Source organism: Oenococcus alcoholitolerans (assembly GCF_051852995.1).
GTDB lineage: Bacteria > Bacillota > Bacilli > Lactobacillales > Lactobacillaceae > Oenococcus > Oenococcus alcoholitolerans.
The window spans coordinates 582213-603057 of sequence record NZ_CP176042.1 but is presented as its reverse complement, the minus strand read 5'-3'; the positions used below and the strand labels follow the sequence as shown (position 1 = coordinate 603057).

General features: G+C 36.7%; 20 protein-coding genes. 7 read left to right on the top strand and 13 right to left on the bottom strand.

All coding sequences use genetic code 11. The features are described 5' to 3' along the window. Positions 1 to 37 precede the first annotated feature (37 nt). Positions 38 to 2440, top strand: coding sequence for an NAD(P)H-dependent oxidoreductase (locus tag ACKP2L_RS03620; RefSeq protein WP_439425999.1), 2403 nt, complete (start codon positions 38 to 40; stop codon positions 2438 to 2440). Here ACKP2L_RS03620 and ACKP2L_RS03615 read toward each other — a convergent pair. Further along, positions 2421 to 2960: an RBBP9/YdeN family alpha/beta hydrolase gene (locus tag ACKP2L_RS03615; RefSeq protein ID WP_439425998.1), complete on the bottom strand. Its 540-nt coding sequence runs from the start codon at positions 2958 to 2960 to the stop codon at positions 2421 to 2423. The two genes, ACKP2L_RS03620 and ACKP2L_RS03615, sit on opposite strands and share 20 nt — an antisense overlap. A 98-nt stretch (positions 2961 to 3058) precedes the next feature. Between ACKP2L_RS03615 and ACKP2L_RS03610 the strand changes: the two genes are divergently transcribed. The 3 genes from ACKP2L_RS03610 to ACKP2L_RS03600 all read left to right on the top strand — a co-directional run bounded on the left by ACKP2L_RS03610 (position 3059) and on the right by ACKP2L_RS03600 (position 5708). Next, positions 3059 to 4114, top strand: a complete 1056-nt coding sequence (locus ACKP2L_RS03610) for a zinc-dependent alcohol dehydrogenase family protein (RefSeq protein WP_439425997.1) — start codon at positions 3059 to 3061, stop codon at positions 4112 to 4114. Positions 4115 to 4292: 178 nt separating this feature from the next. Next, positions 4293 to 5234, top strand: a complete 942-nt coding sequence (locus ACKP2L_RS03605) for an NAD-dependent epimerase/dehydratase family protein (protein WP_439425996.1) — start codon at positions 4293 to 4295, stop codon at positions 5232 to 5234. 6 nt (positions 5235 to 5240) lie between these two features. Next, a complete protein-coding gene (locus ACKP2L_RS03600) occupies positions 5241 to 5708 on the top strand; it encodes a hypothetical protein (protein ID WP_439425995.1) in 468 nt (155 codons plus the stop codon). Here ACKP2L_RS03600 and ACKP2L_RS03595 read toward each other — a convergent pair whose 3' ends face one another. Then, positions 5709 to 6182 (bottom strand): ASCH domain-containing protein, encoded by a 474-nt coding sequence (locus tag ACKP2L_RS03595; RefSeq protein ID WP_439425994.1) that lies wholly within the window; start codon positions 6180 to 6182, stop codon positions 5709 to 5711. A 268-nt stretch (positions 6183 to 6450) separates the two neighbouring features. Between ACKP2L_RS03595 and ACKP2L_RS03590 the strand changes: the two genes are divergently transcribed. Beyond that, positions 6451 to 7140, top strand: coding sequence for a hydrolase (locus ACKP2L_RS03590; protein WP_439425993.1), 690 nt, complete (start codon positions 6451 to 6453; stop codon positions 7138 to 7140). Between the two features lie 128 nt (positions 7141 to 7268). Here the strand turns inward: ACKP2L_RS03590 and ACKP2L_RS03585 are convergent, their stop codons facing one another. Genes ACKP2L_RS03585 through ACKP2L_RS03560 form a run of 6 tightly spaced genes read right to left on the bottom strand, consistent with a single transcriptional unit; the run spans position 7269 to position 14001 of the window. Beyond that, on the bottom strand, positions 7269 to 8987 hold the full coding sequence (locus ACKP2L_RS03585) for a phospho-sugar mutase (RefSeq protein WP_439425992.1): 1719 nt from the start codon (positions 8985 to 8987) through the stop codon (positions 7269 to 7271). Further along, complete coding sequence (locus ACKP2L_RS03580; protein ID WP_439425991.1) at positions 8974 to 10044, bottom strand: glycoside hydrolase family 130 protein; 1071 nt, start codon at positions 10042 to 10044, stop codon at positions 8974 to 8976. Before ACKP2L_RS03580 ends, ACKP2L_RS03585 begins: the two co-directional genes overlap by 14 nt. Before the next feature lie 5 nt (positions 10045 to 10049). Next, positions 10050 to 10949 (bottom strand): DUF1861 family protein, encoded by a 900-nt coding sequence (locus ACKP2L_RS03575; protein ID WP_439425990.1) that lies wholly within the window; start codon positions 10947 to 10949, stop codon positions 10050 to 10052. Positions 10950 to 10968: 19 nt separating this feature from the next. Beyond that, entirely contained in the window at positions 10969 to 11733 is a 765-nt protein-coding gene (locus ACKP2L_RS03570) for a carbohydrate ABC transporter permease (protein WP_439425989.1), read from the bottom strand. Between the two features lie 57 nt (positions 11734 to 11790). Next, a complete protein-coding gene (locus ACKP2L_RS03565; RefSeq protein WP_439425988.1) occupies positions 11791 to 12669 on the bottom strand; it encodes a carbohydrate ABC transporter permease in 879 nt (292 codons plus the stop codon). 3 nt (positions 12670 to 12672) lie between these two features. Further along, positions 12673 to 14001, bottom strand: a complete 1329-nt coding sequence (locus tag ACKP2L_RS03560; protein WP_439425987.1) for an extracellular solute-binding protein — start codon at positions 13999 to 14001, stop codon at positions 12673 to 12675. Positions 14002 to 14150: 149 nt separating this feature from the next. Here ACKP2L_RS03560 and ACKP2L_RS03555 point away from each other — a divergent pair, with 149 nt between their 5' ends. Both ACKP2L_RS03555 and ACKP2L_RS03550 read left to right on the top strand, forming a co-directional pair. Next, complete coding sequence (locus ACKP2L_RS03555) at positions 14151 to 15176, top strand: LacI family DNA-binding transcriptional regulator (protein ID WP_439425986.1); 1026 nt, start codon at positions 14151 to 14153, stop codon at positions 15174 to 15176. Continuing rightward, positions 15166 to 15552, top strand: coding sequence for a hypothetical protein (locus tag ACKP2L_RS03550; protein WP_439425985.1), 387 nt, complete (start codon positions 15166 to 15168; stop codon positions 15550 to 15552). Before ACKP2L_RS03555 ends, ACKP2L_RS03550 begins: the two co-directional genes overlap by 11 nt. A gap of 6 nt (positions 15553 to 15558) precedes the next feature. Here the strand turns inward: ACKP2L_RS03550 and ACKP2L_RS03545 are convergent, their stop codons facing one another. The 5 genes from ACKP2L_RS03545 to ACKP2L_RS03525 are packed head-to-tail and all read right to left on the bottom strand — an operon-like array spanning position 15559 to position 20572. Then, positions 15559 to 16338: an L-threonylcarbamoyladenylate synthase gene (locus tag ACKP2L_RS03545; RefSeq protein ID WP_439425984.1), complete on the bottom strand. Its 780-nt coding sequence runs from the start codon at positions 16336 to 16338 to the stop codon at positions 15559 to 15561. A gap of 14 nt (positions 16339 to 16352) precedes the next feature. After that, on the bottom strand, positions 16353 to 16937 hold the full coding sequence (gene leuD / locus ACKP2L_RS03540; RefSeq protein ID WP_439425983.1) for a 3-isopropylmalate dehydratase small subunit: 585 nt from the start codon (positions 16935 to 16937) through the stop codon (positions 16353 to 16355). 1 nt (position 16938) lies between these two features. Beyond that, positions 16939 to 18336 (bottom strand): 3-isopropylmalate dehydratase large subunit, encoded by a 1398-nt coding sequence (leuC, locus tag ACKP2L_RS03535; RefSeq protein WP_439425982.1) that lies wholly within the window; start codon positions 18334 to 18336, stop codon positions 16939 to 16941. After that, complete coding sequence (leuB, locus tag ACKP2L_RS03530; protein ID WP_439425981.1) at positions 18336 to 19394, bottom strand: 3-isopropylmalate dehydrogenase; 1059 nt, start codon at positions 19392 to 19394, stop codon at positions 18336 to 18338. The genes leuC and leuB overlap by 1 nt, the downstream gene beginning before the upstream one ends. A 2-nt stretch (positions 19395 to 19396) precedes the next feature. Next, complete coding sequence (locus ACKP2L_RS03525; protein ID WP_439426194.1) at positions 19397 to 20572, bottom strand: 2-isopropylmalate synthase; 1176 nt, start codon at positions 20570 to 20572, stop codon at positions 19397 to 19399. Positions 20573 to 20845 lie beyond the last annotated feature (273 nt).

Below are 20845 nucleotides of genomic sequence, written 5' to 3'. Positions count from 1 at the left end.
TTTAGGATAATATCGTTTTCCGAGGAATAAATAGATCATGAAATATATAGCAATAGTCGGCACTAACGCAAACCTCTCTTACAATAGAAAGTTACTTTTCTTTTTGCAAAATTATTTTAACGATAAAGCCGAGATCGATGTTGTTGATATCAAAAATATACCAATGTTCAATGAAGATCGACCGCTTCCAAATGTTATAAAACAATTAGCAGAAAAAATCGATCAAGCTGATGGAGTAATTTTCGGTGTTCCCGAATACGATCACTCGATCCCCTCATCTCTTAAAAGCTTGGTAGAATGGCTTTCTTGGCAGATCCATCCATTGAAAGATCGACCAATAATGCTGGTCGGAACTTCCTTGGGCAATCTTGGCTCAGCCAGAGCTCAGCAGCATTTGAGGCAGATCCTTGATTCGCCGGGGATCGGTGCTGCTGTAATGCCGGGAAATGAATTTCTTTTAGGTTTTGCCGAAAGCCAATTCAGTAATGACGGCAGTATCAAAGACCAAAAGACAATTGATTTTTTGACACAGTGTTTCAACAATTTTATTCATTTTTCCAAAGAAGTGAACAGAAATAGAAAGGAAAATGGTCTCATGAATAATGATAAGGTCCAATGGTCCGCAATTTACGATGTGATAGTGATAGGTTTTGGTGCTGCTGGCGCAACGGCAGCGAGATTTGCTGCAGACAACGATGCAAAAGTTTTATTGGTCGATGCAGCTCCTGAAGGTCATGAAGGTGGAAATACCCGCTATGCCGGCCAAGTTATTTTGACTGGACATGATTTAGAAAAAACCAGACAATATTTCAAACAACTTTTCGGTCCTTATAAGATCGATCCCGAAATATTAGAAACCTATATCAAGGGCATAAACGATATTCCAAACTATCTCAAAAATTATTTGGAAATAAAGGAACCGATCAGTTATAACAAAGTACACCGCGATCCCGATTTTCAAGCATTCGCTAATGGTCTTTCACCAGAATATCCTGAATTCAAGGGTTCAGATACGATCGATCTAACGACCGTTCACGATGGATACTTTGACGCTTCTTTATGGAAGGTCCTTAGACATCAAGTAGAAAAAAGATCAAATAAAATAGACCTTTGGCTTGATTCCCCTGCCCTTCATCTTATTCAAAATTCAAAAAATAAAGTGATCGAGGGTGTGCAAATAAATCGAAAGGGTCAAAAAGTCAATGTCAAAGCCAACAACGGTGTCGTTTTAAGCTTGGGCGGATTTGAAAACGAGCCGGACTATATCCAAAATTTTATCGGCGTCCCAAAACTTAAGGTCATCGGCACTTTATACAATAAAGGTGACGGCATCAAAATGGTTCAAGAAGTCGGCGCTGCTCTATGGCATCTTCATAGCTATGAGGGATTTGGTTTTAATGGCGGTTTTACTTTTGACGATCCAGACGAACAAAGAGGAAAATTTATTTTATCGCCATGGCCCGAACTTTCTTCCGGAAGCATTTTCATCGCTGCCGACGATGGCAGCCGCTATATTCGTGAAGACGAAAATGGACGTCATGGCCACATATATGACCATGGCAGCTGGAAAACACCAACCGTTTTTTCACACCCGCACTTGATTTTCGATCAAGCTCAATTCGATGTCATAAGTAAACAAAAAAATCTTCCCTACGAAAACTTTTTTGATATCACGGTCAAGGCTGATACGATCAGCGAATTAGCAGAAAAAATATCAGCTGATCCTGAAATATTGCAAAAAACTATCGACGATTTCGACCGCTTTGCAAAAAATGGCGAAGATCAATTGCTTAATAGAAACAAAAACACTCTTAAAGCTTTCGGAGCAGGGCCTTTTTACGCAACTCCGATCGCAACAGCTATGCTGAATACACAAGGCGGTGCAAAAAGAAATGCTCAAGCCGAAGTTTTAGATGCTGATGAACACCCGATACCTCATTTGTACAGTGCTGGAGAATTTGGCGGTATAAATGAAAACCAATATAATGGCGGCGGCAATTTGGCAGAATGTTTGATTTTTGGAAAAATTGCCGGGCAAAATGCAGCTAAAGATAAAAAAGATGAGTTATTAGAAGTAAATTCAATAAAAGCAGATGAAAATCTACTGACAAACGATTTTGAAGCAGCTGATAAATTATCAAAAAAATTTAAAACGGGGCCTCACGAATATCTAGGCAGCAGCCAAAACGGCATCGGGGGCAAAGTTGTTGTCCGCGTAAAATATGAAAACAACAAAATCGAGAAAGTAGACATTCTTGAACAATCAGAAAGCGAAGACGTCGGCATCAAGGCTGTTCAAAAATTGCCAAAAGAAATGGTCGAGCAAAATTCTTATCAAGTAGATGCTGTTTCCGGAGCTTCTGCATCAAGCAGAGCGATCAAGGAAGCTGTTAAAAACGCTTTAGAAAAGGCAAACCGGCTCAATCCGAAAGCTCTCTAACCAAGTTCAAAACTAAAGGAAATTCTTTTATTCCATCAGAAGCCATAAAATGTCCGCCGTCAGGCATCAAGATAAACGGACAGGATAATTTTTGGGCAAGTCTATCAGAATGGCGATAATCAACTTCTTGGTCATTCCTGGCTGAAATTATATAAGCTTTGTTTATTTTTCTTTTTAAATCATCAAAATCAAGATCTTTTTCAACGAATTCGTTGAGTTCGGGTAAATTAGCGACCTTATCAGCAAAAGCCGAGACCAAAATAAGATCAACATTTTCCAGTTCGTGATTTTGCAAGTAACGTAAAATAGTCACACATCCCAAGCTATGGCCGATCAAGATCATTTTTTGATGGTCATCGATCAAATTATCAAGATGATCTAACCAATTTTGAAGCTTTGGATGAGAGGGATCGGGCATTTGCGCGCATATCAATCGTTGGCCGATTCTTTTTTGCAGCCAAGGGAACCAGTGTGATCTTGAACTCGCCGTGTAGCCGTGGACTAAATAAATTTTTCTCATTATGACCTCTTAAAAAGACGAATTGAAATAAACTTTAACAGCTTATTTTGAACACTTCAACACTTTTTGTAATAAATTATATTTGAAGAGGTGAAATAATGGTCAACGAAAAAGTTTCTACTGAAAAGATACCAGCAACGATGAATGCTTGGAAGTTAGACCGGCCCGGCAAGATCGATCTGAACGATTTTCCATTAAAATTTAAAAGGGTGCCTGTACCAAAACCGGGAGATCATCAAATATTAGTCAAAGTGATAACCTGCGGCGTTTGTCGGACAGATCTGCATGTTATCAGCGGTGACCTAGCGGTCCATAAACAAAATTTAACACCGGGACATCAAATAGTTGGTAAAGTTGTTAAACTAGGCAGTTCGAGTCAGCGTTTTCAAATCGGCGATCGGGTCGGTATTCCCTGGCTGCGGCATACTTGCGGTGTATGCGCTTATTGTCGGTCCGGGCGCGAGAACTTGTGCCCTTACTCAAACTATACCGGTTGGGATGAAGACGGCGGCTACGCTGAATACGCAGTCGCACCAGAAGCATTTGCTTATCGGATTCCGGAAGGTTTTCCATCAAACACTGCTGCTCCGCTGCTTTGTGCAGGAATCATCGGTTATCATGCTTACAAGCAGGCCGATCTGCCCGTTGGCGGCAAAATAGGCCTTTATGGTTTTGGCGGTTCAGCCCATTTGACTGCCGAGCTGGCGATCAAACAAGGTGCTGAAGTTCACGTCTTTACGCGCGGCAAAGATGCCGGTGAACTTGCTTTAAAATTAGGAGCAAAGTCCGTACAAAATACTTATGCTGCCTCACCGGTTCCTTTGGATGCCGCGATCATTTTCGCACCAGTCGGCGATTGTGTGCCAAATGCTTTAAAAAACATTAAACCAGGCGGGAAAGTCGTGATCGCCGGTATTCATTTGACTGACATTCCGAGTTTGAATTACGAAAATGACATTTTCCACGAAAAGGTCCTGACCAGTGTCGAAAGCAATACCAGAAAAGACGGCGAAGAATTTTTGACTTTAGCCAGCCGCCTTGGCATAAAACCAAAGATCACTGAATATCCCTTGGAAAAAGCTGATCAAGCTATGTACGATTTGTCACAGGGCGATGTTGAAGGCGCAAACGTTTTGCGTGTAAGCAATGACTGAGATATTCATTATATTTAACGATTTTAAGCAATAACGATTTGTTATTGCTTTTTTTGCAGATAGGCTGAATCAGGTCTTTATTCATTTAAACGAAAATTAATTTGAATGGTATATAATATATACTATATTCAGTATTAACAGTATATACTGAATAAAAAAATATATTTTGGAGAAAATTATGATCCAAAAAGCACTCGTAATCGGCGCCAGCGGCGGTACCGGTCAAGCAATAACTCGGGAATTGATCAAAGAGAAGATTCCTGTCAAAATCTTTGGCCGCGATCAAAGCAAACTGAAAAAAATGTTTCCCGGACAAGAGATCGCTATTGGGGATGCCTTTAATTACCAAGACCTGATAAATGCCTTAAATGATGATCAAATCGATACTGTTTTTCAAACTGCAGCTATTCCTTACAGCCAAACCGTTGAAAAACAGCTCCCCTTAGCAGAAAATATCATGAAAGCAGTGGCAGCAGCCGGTAAAAAAATCGTTTTTGTCGATGGTATCTATGCTTATGGGGATGCCGGCCAAATCGTAACAGAGGATTATATCGGACAGCCGAAAAGCAAAAAAGGCAAAATAAAAAAAGCCCTGACCGATTTGATATTTAGTCCGGCTTATCGAAAAACGCAGCCGATCCTATTGAGATATCCCGATTACTTTGGTCCAGGAGCTAGAAAATCCAGTTATTTAGGAGGAACTTTGATATCGATCGCGGCTGGCAAGACATCGTTTTATATTGGTCCAAAAAAAATAAAACGCGAGTATATTTATTTACCGGATGCCGCTGAAATGTCAGTAAAAATCGCCAGCGACCCACATGCTTATGGGCAAATATGGAACCTTCCCGGTCAGAAGATCAGCGGTAAAAAAATAATTTCTATCAGCCAGCAAATCGTTAACAAACACCGGCCAGTGATAAGCTTAAATAAATTGCTGATAAGGATGATCGGTATTTTTGACAAGAATGTCGCGGAAATCGCTGAAATGTACTATTTGACAATCAGACCAGTATATCTAAACGGCGAAAAATACAAAAAACATTTTGGAAAAATAATAAAAAGCGACATTAAAGATGCATTAAATACCACTATTAAAAGTTATCAAGGAAAGAACTGATTTTAAATGGCATTAACGGACGCACAAAAAAGAGCTCAAAAAAAATATAATGAAAAAAATAAAAATAAACGAAAAATAATTTCTTATCGTAATTCAGCAAAAATGTTTATCCGCCGGTTTGCCAGCGATGAAAGCTTAGATGAATTAGAGGAATTGATCAAGGAAAGAAGACGGATCAATCTGCTCTTATCAGACCTCGACGGTGTTCGTGCCTTCATAAATAACAAGAAATTCTTGGATAAAAATGGACTGGAAATAAAAATATGGCGCCGTCCGGAAGACCTGTTAAAAGATCGTTTGCAAAAAAATGACGAAAAAAAAGTCGTTGAAAAATGGTTTGCGAAAAAAATAGAAGAAAAGTTTTCCAAGGAGGAGCCGATCGTTGAGATAAAAAAAGCCGGGAAAAGTAAATTCTACGACAGTTTCCGCGGTTACGACATCCTCGACTGGCTCAATGATCAAATCGATCAGTAATTATTTATCAGGATCTTCCGAATAAAGCATATGAAAACGTTCTAGAATCAATTTGCTATCATCAGTGAATTCTAAACCGTTCGATTTATATTCCTTTTTAAACAAAGGCCTATGAATATTCTGCCAATTGCTCAGGCTACGGTCCCCTTCACCTTCTAAATAAGCCTGGCGTTGATCGACTTCAGAAAATTTAACGACCATGACCTGATAATTGGAAATTACTGCAAGCGGCTTATCGCTGCCCAATATAATATCAAGCTGATCGGTTTTCGGTAAATCCCCGCCCTCTTTTTTACAAATATCATAACTGCTTGAAGCTGCTGCTTTGATCCGATCGATAACTAATCGACCCAAACGATCAGCTTCCTTAGAAGAATCACCGAATGAATAAGCATTATCGTATTCCAATCGCTCTGGGAAATCTAGAGCTTTTTTTGCTCGCTGCCAAAAAGATCCAATCAATTTTTCATTCATGCAGAAATTATAGCAAAGTAGTTTTTAATTGATTTTTAAACCGATCATTATTAAAACAAAAAAGCCTCTGACTTGGTTCAGAGACTTAGGAAAATAGATAGATATTTTTTTGGGAGAGATTATTTAATAACTAATGTAGTCATCCTCGGCTACAAATAAATAATATTAGATATAGATTAAGTCCAATTTAAATAAAAATAAAATGAAAATTAAATCAATTTCAGCTACAATTTTCCTATAATCGAATCAATATTCAAGGAGAGACAATTTGGCTGAATCAAGAAAAGAAGTACCCAGTTTAACTTCAGAATTACGAGCCGATATCGTTGAACTTCCGCACATAATACGCGAAGCTTCAGGAATAAGACTATTTGGCAAACGGATCAAAAGTATCATTTATACAATGGACGTGGCCGTTATCGCAAATTGCGATGCCGATGCTGTTTTAGCAGTCTATCCTTGGACGCCAAACACAAAAATACTAGAAGCCATCTCAACCGTCGCAAACGTGCCGATCTTAGCAGGGATCGGCGGCGGTCTAACAAAGGGTCTGCGTTCAGCAACGATCGGTTTTTTTGCAGAAGAAAGCGGCGCACAGGCAGTTGTTTTAAACGCACCAACAACGATCGAAACGATCGAAAGCGTCAAAAAAGTCGTTGACATCCCAATAATCTATACAGTTGTAAACAAAGAAATCAATTTAAAAGACCGAATTGCTGCCGGTGTAAAAGCACTTAATATAGCCGGTGGAAAAAATACTGCCGAACTAGTTCGCTGGGCGAGACAACAGCTTAATGAGCAATACCCTAACTTCCCTATCATTGCTTCTGGTGGAAAAACCGATGAGCAAATCAAAGAAACGATACTTGCTGGTGCTAATGCGATCACCTTCACCGCCTATGGAGTCACCGAAAAAATATTCCAAAATAAAATGGAAAAATATCGTGGGGAGAAGTAGTTTGAATTTCGCCACCATATATAACTTATTTGAAAATCATAAAGTCATAAAGAAGTCAAAAATGCTAAACTCCCCAAAATAATTCCAGGGAAATTAGCTATAAAATATATTAACATTACTTTTTATCATTATTTATAAAGAAAATTGTTGACATAACATACAAGTTTTTTCAATAAATTCTTAGCTTCAAAATCAGTTTTTCCACGAACTGATATATAAGTCTTTATCTTAGGTTCGGTACCGCTTGGTCGTATTGCTAACCAAGAACCACCAGAAAAAAATATTTTCAATACGTTGGATTTAGGTAAAGACAAAGGTACTTTGTTTTGGTTGCACTTATTTACCCGTTCTCCAACCTGATAATCTTCATACGCAGCAATGTTCAAACCTAAAATCTGATCCGGAACTTTTTTACGAAGAATATTAACACGATTTAAAATTTTTATCTTATCATTATCTGTATTAAAATCATAACTTAATAATTTATCATAAAAATAACCATACTTTTTTTCTAAAGATTCCAAAACTGTATAAAGATTTTGATTATTAATCTTATTAATTAATGATATTTCACTTGCTAAAACAACAGCTTGTATAGAATCTTTATCACGCACAAATGGAGAAATTAAAAAACCAAAACTTTCTTCATATCCAATCAATAACTTAATATGGCTTCCTAATGAATCAATCTTTTTGACCTGCTCACCAATAAATTTAAAGCCTGTTAAAGTTTCTAAAGCTTTAACACCGTGAGCTTGTGCAATAACTTTACCAAAATCAGAAGTCACAATTGTCTTAATTAATATAAATTTAGACAAATCTTCTCCGAGCGACTTCTTTTTGTTGATTAAATAGTCTACAAAAATTGCACCAAGTTGGTTACCACTTAAAAATTTGTAATCATCATTAACTTTTACGGCAAGTCCCATTCTATCAGCATCTGGATCCGTAGCTATCACGATATCAGCACTCACTTTTTTTGCAAGTTTCAAAGCTAAAGCAAAAGATTCATGATATTCAGGATTAGGAAGTTTTACAGTACTAAAATACGGATCTTGAACAGATTGTTCAGAAACAATAAATAAATTATTAAAACCAAATCGATGTAATCCTTGAGTTACTAAAGTTTCGCCTGTCCCGTGTAACGGGGTATAAACAATTTTTAATTTATTTCCTTGAGATTTTATAGTTTGTAAATCTTGTGCAACGTCTCCTAACGATTTAAGATAGTGATAATCTGAATAGGATCCAAATAAATGAATAAATGGCTGTTGTAAAACATTTGTATCAATGGAAAGTCCAAGCTCATCCTTAACGGAATTTATTTGAAATTTAATCTCATTTGCTTGAGATAAAGTAATCTGACCACCGTCAGAATTATATACTTTATAGCCATTATATTTATATGAATTATGGCTAGCAGTAATCATAATCCCTAAAAATGCATTATAAAAACGAACTAAGTAAGATAATTCAGGTGTAGGCCGTGGTTTATCGGATAAATAAACGGTAATACCAAATGAAGCAAGGATATTTGCACTTAAATATGCAAATTTTTTAGAGTTTAAACGAGTATCGAAAGAAATAACCACAATTGAATGTTCTTTTGATACTTTTTTATTTTCTATATACCTGGCTAGGCCAGTTGTTGCTCTTGCTATTGTATATACATTTAATCTATTAGTTCCAGCACCCATTAAAGAACGTATACCACCAGTTCCAAATTCCGAATAGCCGTTAAAACGTTTTTGCAATTCTAAATCATCACAAGATAACAAATCTTTTCTTAATTCGGGCGAAAGTTTAAACTCAAAATTTTTCCAACGTTGATAATTATCCTTCCACATTGGAATTTTTCTCCAATCCAGACAATATATCGTCCAAATTTACTTTAGCAACGGAGATGTTAGTATCTGCTGCTCCATAATAAATTATTAAATCGTTATTGTTTAAAATACCACCACAAGTAAATACAACCTTACCAAAAAATCCGTTTGTTTCATATTCGTATTCTGGTACCATAATCGGTTTTGGATAACGAGCAATAATTTTTGTAGGATCATCTCGATCCAATAAAATAGCGCCAAGACTGTATTCATTTTTATTATTTGCTGCATGATATATTTCTAGCCAACCGTAGGGAGTCAAAAATGGTGGTATACCAGCTCCAACACGTCCATTATCCCAGTCACTATTGCTTCCACCAAATAATTTTTTATGCCTTCCCCACTCATGCAAATCACTAGACGAGCTTATCCATACATCTAGATTTCCAGTTGAAGGTACAGACGGTCTGCTAAGTGCCCAGTAACTGCCACTAGACATTCCCGAAAAAATAGTAACATCTTTATTATCAGGAAGAAAAATAACACCTTCGTCTTTATAACTTTTAAAATCCATAGTACTTACTAATTCCACGCAAACACCCTTGGGTGACACGGCGCTAAAGTTAATATAGTATACGTCGCCTATTTTGGTACATCTAGGATCTTCCAAACCAAAAGTTTCGTATTCGTTATGAGGAAATATGAAAGGTTCATCATCTATCGTGAAATTAATTCCATCGAAACTACGTGCACATCTTATATGTGAAATAGATGTTAAGTAATTAAAATCGTATTTGGAATTTTTTGGTGCAGCGACTCTAGGATCACTTAAATTAAATTTCGTCTTATCAAGATCAATTACTTCAATACTTTTACTAGACAATGAAAAGAAAGGAATTTTTAATTCTTTAGATACTTGCTTAGGCCGCTCAGCAACACGCATAAGAAGTATTGTTTGGTCTCCATACTGTGCAACAGCTGGATTAAAAGCACCTATAACTTCAAAATCGTCCCTACTAGGTTTAATAATTTTAGGAACAATTATAGGGTTGTTTTTGTATCTTTTGATTTTAATCATATTAGTTATATTTTTCCTATACTTTCTAAATCTACATTAGCTATTTGCGATTCGGTATCGCTAACTCCGACATATATTTTCTTTTCCTTTGGATCATATCCACTACTAAATACAACATCGTATAAATCATTTCTTTTTTTCGGACTAGGCAAAAAATCTTTTCTAGTCGCTACTATTTTAGGATTTTCAATAGTTCCCTCATTAATGTTTACTCTAAACAGTAAAGAGCAATATTGAAGTTTTCCATCTTTTTTTCTACGTGCGATATGGCCCAAAACTAATGCCTTCCCATTCTTTATACTTATTATTTGATTTGGTCCACCCCAGATATTATCGGAAAAATTATTATTCAAAAGAGGTGCATTTTCAATGCGACTAGAAGTAATTCCGCTTAGAGAGTTTGATACGAAAAATCCTATTTTACCAAGATTTTTTTCACCTGATTGAGGTCTGGTCAACACCAATATATTGTTATTAGGCATTTCCGAGATTCTAATATCTTTCATGTGTTCCGGACCTGAAAACCAAAAAGTCAAAGAGTCTAAATCGGATCCGATATAAAAATTTGTGTGCCAAGTTAGCCCTCCACTCTGCAATCTAGAAATGTGAACTCCTCCAACAATAATTTTTCCAAAAACAAAACTAATAAACGGATCTTGCAAACGAATTTTATTGTAGTTAGTTTTAACGTAATGGTTTTCATTGATTCTTTTAAAAAAAACTATCATTGAATCTTCTGAATTACGTTTTTCAACACGGCCTGCAATAATGGTTTCATGATTATTTATAAATGGCGCAGTAACGTTGTAAACATCGAATCCATCAACACCATCAAAAAATATTTTTTTCGGATTTGAAATATTGTTATTATTTTCATAATTTATTAATAAATCAACAAATTCCATAAATATACATCCTTTATTTCTATTTGAGTGTATATTGCATCCCCTCTTGAAAATTTTTAGAAAATGCCAAGAACATTAATATTAAGGGCAAAGTTAACAAGACCGAAGCAGCATACATAGGGCCTGGATAAGTACCATAGGGACCAAACATTTGAGAAATTAAAACATTTAAAGTTATAGTTGCATCACTTTTTGAAACTATCATATCCCACAGTAAAGTTGTCCATCGCTCTGTATAGAGAAAAAGAAAAATTACTGTAGTTATTGATTTAGACATAGGCAAAATAATTTTAAATAATACTTGAAGCTTAGAAGCACCATCTAAGGTTGCGGACTCTATGAGTGTGTCGGGAATGGATTTAAAAAAGTTTGTATACATAAATATTGCCCATAAACTTACCGCTGTTGGTAAAATCATTCCAGAATAGGTATCAATAAGCTTAATTCTAGTAATAAGCAAAAATTGCGGAACTAAAAGAATTATTCCCGGAAAAAACATTTGAAATAAAATAAAATTGTTTGTAAATTTTTTCCCGCGGAACTCAAGCTTTGACAAAGCATATGCGACCAAAACGGCAAAAATCATCATAAGCAGAACACTCGTTGTCGTTACAATAAATGTGTTAACGAAAGCATGAATCCAAGGAGCTGGTGCAGCAGTAGAACTGTTGCCAAATAGCCATTTCCATGATCTTAAAGTATAACTAGTAGGAATAAATTGCTTGTCAACCTGATTCCAAACAGCAAATGAATTAAGAACCAAATAAATAAAAGGATAAATCATCACAAACATCAATATAGTGGTTGCAAAATAACGTAACAAAATTTTTTTTGGATTTTTTTAATTCCAGCCATAATGTTTCCCCCAAAATTCAATCATTTTCCTTATAACGGAAATTGACAAAAAAGTAATTACAGAAGCTATGATTGCAATAGCGGAAGCATAACCAGATTTCAAGTTAACAAACGCTTGGTTATAAATTTCCATTTGCCAAGTATTGGTCGCATAGTTAGGTCCACCGCCAGTCAATTGATAAACTTCAGTAAAAATGCCAAAACTAATTCCTACAGCTAGAATTGCAACCGTATATAGTGATGGGTACATCATTGGTATGGTTATTTTCCAAAAAGTTGCCTGTGAAGAAGCGCCATCCATTTTTGCCGCCTCGTAGATTTCAGAATTTATACTTTCAAGTCCAGAAATTAATATTAGTGCATAATATCCTGACATTTTCCACGCGATCATAAAAGAAATTATGAATAATGCTGCATTAGGGCTTCCTAACCAATCTATTTTGATCCCAAAAGAACTTCGTAGCCAAACATTTATAGGACCGTTATATGAAAGAATCCCTTTAACGATAAGAGAGGTGACTACTCCACTAGATAAATAAGGAAGGAAAAATGCAACAAGGTAAAGTCCTTTAAACTTAGGTAATCCATTAACTAACAATGCAATTAGCATTGCAAGAAAGATAGCTAAAGGAACAAATACAATTAAAAATTTATATGTCACGAAAAAAGACGAATGAATAGCAGGACTTTTTAAAGCATCTATAAAATTTTGAAAACCAACATTTTTTATTTCAGGCGAAATTAAATTCCAATTAGTAAAGGCAAGCCACACGGACCATAGCAACGGAAGCAAAAAGAAAATAATAGTAAAAATAATGTACGGTGCAGTGAAAGCAAATCCGAGCTTGTTATTACGCCTTCTCATAACTTACAAGCTTCCCTTAATTCTTTTTACAATATCATCCCATGCTTTCTTAGGAGTCTTGCTTCCTTTCAGTGCTGGAATCCAACCATCCTTTCCTAAATCTTCTTGGATATCATTATAATTACTATTATCTATGGAAGGCACACTGTTAGGAACGTTTTGTGCATAAACCTTCATAAATGGATTAGCTGCAAAATAATTTCTAAATTCTGAATTAGATGCAGCGTCATCACGAGCTGGCAACAAAGAAGTTGTTCTCAATAATTGGACGTCATTTTTCGGGTTGCTGAAAACAAAATTCATAAATTTTATTGCTGCTTTTTTCTGTCTAGCTGTTGAATTTGAGTAAATTACTATCCCCTTAGAATAAGCATACGTTTTAATGTTTTTTGCATTTTTCATATTATCTGGTACTACTGGAGATGAAAGAGTATAATTTTTATTAAATTTTAAGTTTGGATACTTTTCCTTCCAAATAGGAAATGTCCAAGAGCCAATAATGCTCATAGCAGATAATTTTGTTTCAAATGGATCAGTAGTTTTAGAAGTCAATAAATTCCCAGATCTGTAAAGTTGATGAACAAAAGAAAAAACTTCTTTACCCGCTTTAGAGTCTCCTTTAAATTTATTTCCAGAAACAAATTCATGACCATTACTTGCAGCATCATATAACGGGAAAAAATCAAACCATCGTTGCCAAGCGGTTGGGTCAGTCCCTGTAGGCAAGGCCCAAACGACATTTTTTCCTTTTCTAGACTTAAGGGCGCGTGATACTTTAATCACATCTGAATAAGTTTTAGGAACATGATTAATTCCAATTTCTTTAAGTAAATCAATCCTCCATCCAAAAAGCATGGGATTTGAATAGATAGGTAAGACATATTGGTTACCGTTAGCAAATTCCCAATTTCCCATTGTTTTTTTCATTTCTCTAGTACGAACAATATTCGAGAAGGATTTTTTAGTATAAGAATCCTTATTCAAAGGAATAATCACTTTACTTTTGGCTAGCTGAGCGCCAAAACTACGAGTAATGTTTTCAGACATAGTAGGCTGAGTTCCAGAAGCGATAGCAGACTGAATAGTAGCTTCAGAAGAAGGGCTTTCCTTCATTTGAGTCACATTTATTTCAATGTTACCGTTTTTTTTCTCAAAATCAGTTGCCATTTTTTTCCAATATTTAACTTGTGTTGGATTTGGCGCAGCCCAAAAAGTAATTTGGGTTTTATTATTGCTTTTGGCTATTGAATCTTTATTTGGGATTATAAAGCTTGTTAGAGAAGCTACTAAAATCATTCCCAAAGTACCTAAAGCAATTTTCTTAGTATTCATAGCCTATTCTCCTCATTGTGTAAGCGCTTTCACTTACACAATAAATTATAGTAATGTAATTACTACGTGTCAATATTTTGAAATAATCAGTTGAAATATAGGCATTTAAATGAGAAAATAAATTTATGTAACGTTACATTGGAGAAAAAATGGAAAAAATAACAACCCAATACATAGCTAATGAACTAAATATTTCTAGAAATACCGTTTCGCGGTCTTTGCATGATAAACAAGGCGTAAGTTTAAAAACGAGACAAATCGTCAAGCGTAAAGCAAGAGAACTGGGGTACAAAATAAAAGAAAATAGAAGCGATAATGTTAACGTTTTTTTTAAAAAAAAGAGAATAGCGCTCATAGCAACTCGCTTTACTTTAGAGCTCCGTAGTTTTTTTGGTGTTATATTAAATCAGTTACAAAGGGATTTTTCACAAGCAGGTCTACTATTAGATGTATTTACAGTATCGGAAGCAATGAAAGAAAAAATAAAGGTACCAGAAAAATTAACAAAAGACCATTATGAAGGGATATTGGTACTTTCGTTTATTTCTGTAGAATATATCAATACTTTAATAAACTTAAAATTACCTATAGTATTAATAGATGATCATTCTCCAAAAACACCAATTGATAGTGTCCTAACAGAAAATATTGACGGTACCCAGATTGCTTTTGATTATTTAGAAAAATTAAATTATCACAGAATCGGTTTTATTGGCAATGTTAATTTTTCACCTAGCTACATGGAACGATTCATAGGAGCTAAGATATCAATTAAAAATCATAGATCCATGACCTTAGAAGATGAGCATATTATAACTAACGTTGCAGAGGACAACCCACATGAATTATTGAGCAGGCTTAAAAAAATAAGTTATATGCCGGATGTATGGTTTACCGTAAATAACGGCTACGCTTCTATCTTGCTCGCTTTTTTGCAAGGAAACAAATATAAAATTCCCGAAGACATTGGGGTAATGTCGTTTGATGACACGGATATTGCAAAAATGGTAACACCAAAATTAACCGTAATTTCAACAAACTTAATCGAGATGGCTAACGAATCTTTTAAATTACTCGTAAAAAAAATTAAAAATAAAAGTAGCCAAAGCTTATATATTAGGTTATTACCAAAAATTACAATAAGAGATAGTGTCAAAAAAATAGATGAATTTTGACCATGAAGCTTTGACTCATCAATTAGAAGGCTCTTTCGGCCTGGTATGGAGTTCTGATAGTTTTCCCGGTGTAACCGGTATTTTGGGCGACTATGAAAAATATAATTCGCCCCATAAACTCTCTATGTACTTGGCCGCCGATGAACCGGTGATCGTATACAAAGATTCAGCAGCGGCAGACTTTGTTTTAAAAAATGGTATCGGTTTGGTTATCAGCGACCTTAGGCAGATAGAGAAAGAATTCAATAAAATGGACGAAGAAAAGTATCAAAAAATATTTCAAAATACTCATCGAATCGGTTCTCTAGTAAGGGAAAATTTCCCCATCAAACGAGCAGCAATGGATATGATAACCAAACTTCGTTGGAATTATTAAAAACGGTCAATAATAATATCCGTGGCGATACTCCCAGCTTGGAAATATATCACTCATGATTTTCATGATCTTATCAACATCTAAACCTTTGCGGATAACCACTGGACAAGGTTCTATCCCCCTTTTGTTATCCTGTTCTGGAATCAGTTTCCCTTGTTTATCGACCATTGAGACCATGACTCCCTGTTCATAGCGGGTATCGATAGTTGCCTTCGGTTGAATAGATTTGACGTAATCATTAGCTTTGATTATCAAATCAGCACTTTGCTCGATCCGCTGACCAATATTTTCAACAAGACCTTTGTTTCCTTTGCCGGAAGGATTAGCCGAACTCGCAAAAGAAAATTTATGATATTTATCCCACAATTCTTTAGCGATCTGTTCGCTTGGCTTTCCGTATTTAATAACAAAACAGCTGGTATGCCTTTTATCCATCATCAGTTCTTTACTGCCGTCATCAGGAATAATACTTTCGCTCTCTTTTTTCCAAGGAAGGATACAGCCTAAAAGAATGTCTTCCTGCCAATGTTTTTCATACATTTTTTTGATTTCGGGTGTCATTTCTGCCAGTTGTTCAAGTTGTTTTAAAGACGAACAAAGAACTACGCCGGGTTTATTTAAATTACGTTTCTTGGCTTCGAATTTTCTCCTTAATCCTTTGCCGTCTGAAGTCATGATTATGTAACCAACTTTTGTCGGACTAACGATCATTCCGCCGGTTTTGCTAAGGATATTTATACCTTTTTCAACTGCTGTTCCGTTCCAATCAACAAATTTATCTGTCATGTTTATCCCCTTTTTTAATTAAAATTTGGTCTGTTTTTTTCAAATTCTTTGATTTTATCTGCATATTTCATCGTTACATCTATATCGTCTTGTCCCTTGATAAAGTTTTCCTTCCAGCGCGGATTGATATCAAAAGCGAAAATATGATCCAAACAATAAATTTTTTGTGCAGGCAAATCGATCGTTATTTTTTGATCGGCAGCCAGCGATCGTAAAATCGAACGCTTCTCATCATCAAGGACTATCGGCAATAGTGCATTTTTAGTCGCATTCATATAGAATATATCCGAAAAACTGCCGGCAATAACTGACTTAAATCCATAATCAGTCAAGGCCCAAACAGCATGTTCCCTAGAAGAACCGGAGCCAAAATTTTTACCGGTAACTAAAATAGTCGCATCTTTATGTTCCGGTTTATTCAAAATAAAATCAGGATTTGGTCTGCCGTCAGCCAGGTAGCGCCAATCAAAAAACAAATTACGGCCAAAGCCGGTTTTTAAAATATTTTTCAAAAATTGTTTTGGCAGAATAGTATCGGTATCGATATCATCATCTGGAATAGAAACGATCGTACCGGTTTCCTTTATAAATTTTTTCATTTTATTCGACCTCCGCCTTATCATTTAAAAAATTTTCTTTAGTTATATCAACAAAATGACCAGCGATCCCAGCTGCTGCTACCATCGCCGGTGAAGCCAAATGCGTTCTTGATCCGGCGCCCTGGCGGCCTTCAAAATTACGATTAGAAGTCGAAGCCGCATGCTTGCCAGCCGGGATCTTATCAGGGTTCATTGCTAAACAAGCGGAACAGCCCGGTTCCCGCCACTGGCAGCCGGCATCTTCGAAAATTTTTGCAAGCCCGCTTTTGATCGCGCGATTTCTGATCGACCTGCTGCCGGGAACGATCCAAGCGGTGATGTTTTTTGCTAAATGACGGCCCTTCATGATTTCTGCCGCGACTTTTAAATCCTCATATCGGCCGTTCGTACAAGATCCGATAAAAATATAGCTGAGAGGGATATCAGAGGCAAGCATATCTGGTTTTAAGTCCATGTATTCATAGGCTCTTTGATCGTTTTTATTCCTGATTTCTGGAAACTTCTCGTTTATTTTTACCGCCATGCCGGGATTAGTTCCCCAAGTTACGATCGGTTTAAGTCCGCTAACATCAAAGATTATTTTTTTATCAAAATCGTCCTCGTTATCGGTATAAAAATTTGACCAATATTTGACAGCCTCTTCAATTTTTTTTGGTGCATATTTACGGCCTTTGATATAAGCAAAAGTTTTTTCATCCGGACGAACAAGTCCCGTTTTCGAACCGGCTTCGATCGACATATTACATATAGTCATCCGTTCTTCCATGGACAAGTTTTCTATGACCGGTCCGAAAAACTCGATCGCATAACCAGTTCCAAAAGAAACACCGTACTTAGCAATGATCGCCATGATGATGTCCTTTGCAAATAAATTTTTCGGTAATTTACCGACCACTTTTATCCCCATCGTTTTAGGCTTTAGCTGCCAAATCGTTTGTGTACTGAGAACATGTTCAACTTCAGAGGTTCCAATACCAAAAGCGATCGAACCAAAGGCACCATGTGTAGCAGTGTGCGAATCTCCGCAAACGATAACCTCGCCAGGCTGCGTTAAACCGAGCTGAGGGCCGATCACGTGCACGATACCTTGATCTATATCGCCGATCGGAGCCAACCTTATGTTGAAATCTCGAGCATTTTTTTCGAGTGTTTTCATTTGCAGTTTTGACATCTTATCTTTGATATCGAAGATATTTTTAGTTGGAACATTGTGATCCATCGTAGCAAAAGTCAGGTCGGGTCGGCGTACAGTACGATGGTTTTCGCGTAAACTTTCAAAAGGCTGCGGCGACGTGACTTCGTGAACTAAGTGCAGATCAACGTAAAGCAGCTGAACTTGTCCGTCTTCTCCGGCAACGACGTGCTTTTGCCATATTTTATCAAATAGAGTTTTGCCCATCAGTCGATTTTCCTTTCTAAAATCTTTTTAGTGATCGCTTTTGTAACTTGTTCAGTCGCAGCCTGTCCATTCAAGTCTGGCGTCAAAGGTCCATATGCCAGAACAAAATCGACTGCCTTTTGGATCTCATCTGCCATATCCTTGCGATCAAAACTGTGCTCTAGCATCATAGCTACACTATTTATCATCGATATTGGATCAGCGATACCCTGACCAGCAATATCGGGTGCCGAACCATGGATCGGTTCGTATAATTTCGGTCCTTGACTGCCGACCGACATCGAAGGTATCGTGCCTATCGAACCGCTGATCTGAGCTGCTTCATCGCTTAAAATATCGCCAAAGAGATTGGCCGTGATAATAACATCGAACTGTGATGGTTTTGCTAATAAAGCCATCGACATAGCATCGACATAGCAAAAATCAGTTTTAACCGCAGGATAATCAACGGATATTCTTTTTGCTATTCGACGCCAAAGTTTAGAAGTTGCCAGAACATTTGATTTATCAACGATCGTCACGTGCTTTTTTCTTTTCATGGCCAAATCGTATCCTTGCCGCATTATACGTTCGATTTCATTTTTACTATAAAAAATCGTATCAATAGCTTTTTCCGAATCCAAAGATCTGGGTTTGCCGAAGTAAGCGCCGGAAGTCAGTTCACGAACGATCACAAAATCAGTGTTTTGCACGATCGCAGCTTTCAGAGGAGAGAAAATGATTTGGCTGGGCAGGATCCTGGTTGGACGAATATTAGCAAACAAAGATAATTCTTTTCTGATTTCCAGTAAACCTTGTTCGGGTCTTTTTTCGGCTTTATCCCACTTAGGACCACCAATAGCACTCAACAAAACTGCATCAGCTTCTTTTGCTCCCTGCAAAGTCTCCTCTGGAAGCGGTTGACCTGTTTTATCGATTGCTTGACCGCCAAATGGATAATTAAAAAGCTGATAGTCAAAGGAATATTTAGCTGAGACTGCAGCAAGGACGGCTAGCCCGGAAGACATTATTTCCGGTCCGATATAATCTCCTTCTAAAACCGCTATTTTCGCTGTCATGATTAAAATTCTCCCTTTTTCACAAAATTTTCTTGATACCTTTTCATCATTTGTTTCAGCATTTGGTCCGTTACTATATCGGTTTTCTCAGCTGACTTTTTAAAAATTTTGAAAATATCACCAGACTGATCTCGATCAATGTCATAACCAAGCGAGGCTAATTTTGTAAAAAGAGCATGAGAACCAGACAGTTTGCCTAAAGGCAGGTGATATGACATGCCAACATCAGCAGGGTCAAGTAATTGATAAGTTTTCGGATTTTTTAAAAAACCATCTTGATGAATGCCGGATTCATGAGAAAAGGCATTAGTCCCAGTGACCGCCTTATTTTTAGGCACCGGCATTTGTGCAGCATTGGCAACGATATTTGATATTTTTTTACTCATCTTCAAATTGATCGAAGAATGAGCTTGAAAATAATCTTGGCGGACTTTTAAAGCTGCGGCAGTTTCGATCAAATCAGAATTGCCGGCTCGCTCACCGATCCCGTTTATCGTTCCTTGTACCTCATCAGCTCCATGTTCGATAGCACTCAAAGCATTAGCGTTTGCCATTCCCAAGTCGTTGTGAGTATGAGCAGACCAGATAATTTGATCAGATCCTTTTACCCTATCCTTTAAAAGTTTAAAGATCATTCCAAATTCTTCAGGAGTGCTGTAGCCGACTGTATCTGGAATATTTATCCTGTCCGCCCCAAAATCAATGGCCGTTTGGACAGCTTTGATCAAAAAATCATCCTCAGTCCTCGTAGCATCTTCTGGAGAAAAAATCACATACGGCATACGTTTTCTGGCATAATCAACGTCGGCGGCGATTTTGTCCAATATCTGTTCTTTATTCATATGCAGCTTGGATTCGCGATGAACTGGGGATGTAGCAATAAATAAATGAATCATCGGTCTTCCAGCTTCCGCGACGGATTCAACAGCAGCGTCAATGTCCTTTTGGTTTAAACGGGCTAATCCAGTTACAGCAGCACTCTTAACGACCTTAGAAACTTCTTTGACAGCTAAAAGATCTTCATTTGAAGCTCTCGGAAAACCTGCCTCGATCACTTCGATTCCCCATTCATCAAGTGCTTTAGCGATCGAAACCTTTTGTTCAACGCTAAAATTAACACCAACAGTCTGCTCGCCATCCCTTAAAGTAGTATCAAAAAAAGAAATTTCCTTCATAATCAATTCTCCCCATATGAAATAAATAAAAAAGCCTAAACCGATCTGCCAACGAACCAGTTTAGGCTTTACTATCTACCCCTGATGATCGCTAGACAAATCAGCCTAACGATCAAAAACAAAATCAACTCGTTAGGTTAAAACTTAACAAGCTTAGTAGTAGAGTTTGATCTGCATTTAATTGTAAAAATAATTTATTTGACATTTTCTTCACTAACTTAAATGTTAAGTGAATAGTATCACTAAAATAAAAAATAGTCAAAAAGATAACTGATA

Excerpts from the sequence above, each read along its gene's own strand:
- ACKP2L_RS03620 (WP_439425999.1), top strand. The coding sequence starts at position 38 with ATGAAATATATAGCAATAGTCGGCACTAACGCAAACCTCTCTTACAAT.
- ACKP2L_RS03615 (WP_439425998.1), bottom strand. The coding sequence starts at position 2,960 with ATGAGAAAAATTTATTTAGTCCACGGCTACACGGCGAGTTCAAGATCA.
- ACKP2L_RS03610 (WP_439425997.1), top strand. The coding sequence starts at position 3,059 with ATGGTCAACGAAAAAGTTTCTACTGAAAAGATACCAGCAACGATGAAT.
- ACKP2L_RS03605 (WP_439425996.1), top strand. The coding sequence starts at position 4,293 with ATGATCCAAAAAGCACTCGTAATCGGCGCCAGCGGCGGTACCGGTCAA.
- ACKP2L_RS03600 (WP_439425995.1), top strand. The coding sequence starts at position 5,241 with ATGGCATTAACGGACGCACAAAAAAGAGCTCAAAAAAAATATAATGAA.
- ACKP2L_RS03595 (WP_439425994.1), bottom strand. The coding sequence starts at position 6,182 with ATGAATGAAAAATTGATTGGATCTTTTTGGCAGCGAGCAAAAAAAGCT.
- ACKP2L_RS03585 (WP_439425992.1), bottom strand. The coding sequence starts at position 8,987 with ATGTGGAAGGATAATTATCAACGTTGGAAAAATTTTGAGTTTAAACTT.
- ACKP2L_RS03580 (WP_439425991.1), bottom strand. The coding sequence starts at position 10,044 with ATGATTAAAATCAAAAGATACAAAAACAACCCTATAATTGTTCCTAAA.
- ACKP2L_RS03575 (WP_439425990.1), bottom strand. The coding sequence starts at position 10,949 with ATGGAATTTGTTGATTTATTAATAAATTATGAAAATAATAACAATATT.
- ACKP2L_RS03570 (WP_439425989.1), bottom strand. The coding sequence starts at position 11,733 with ATGATTTATCCTTTTATTTATTTGGTTCTTAATTCATTTGCTGTTTGG.
- ACKP2L_RS03565 (WP_439425988.1), bottom strand. The coding sequence starts at position 12,669 with ATGAGAAGGCGTAATAACAAGCTCGGATTTGCTTTCACTGCACCGTAC.
- ACKP2L_RS03560 (WP_439425987.1), bottom strand. The coding sequence starts at position 14,001 with ATGAATACTAAGAAAATTGCTTTAGGTACTTTGGGAATGATTTTAGTA.
- ACKP2L_RS03555 (WP_439425986.1), top strand. The coding sequence starts at position 14,151 with ATGGAAAAAATAACAACCCAATACATAGCTAATGAACTAAATATTTCT.
- ACKP2L_RS03550 (WP_439425985.1), top strand. The coding sequence starts at position 15,166 with ATGAATTTTGACCATGAAGCTTTGACTCATCAATTAGAAGGCTCTTTC.
- ACKP2L_RS03545 (WP_439425984.1), bottom strand. The coding sequence starts at position 16,338 with ATGACAGATAAATTTGTTGATTGGAACGGAACAGCAGTTGAAAAAGGT.
- leuD (WP_439425983.1), bottom strand. The coding sequence starts at position 16,937 with ATGAAAAAATTTATAAAGGAAACCGGTACGATCGTTTCTATTCCAGAT.
- leuC (WP_439425982.1), bottom strand. The coding sequence starts at position 18,336 with ATGGGCAAAACTCTATTTGATAAAATATGGCAAAAGCACGTCGTTGCC.
- leuB (WP_439425981.1), bottom strand. The coding sequence starts at position 19,394 with ATGACAGCGAAAATAGCGGTTTTAGAAGGAGATTATATCGGACCGGAA.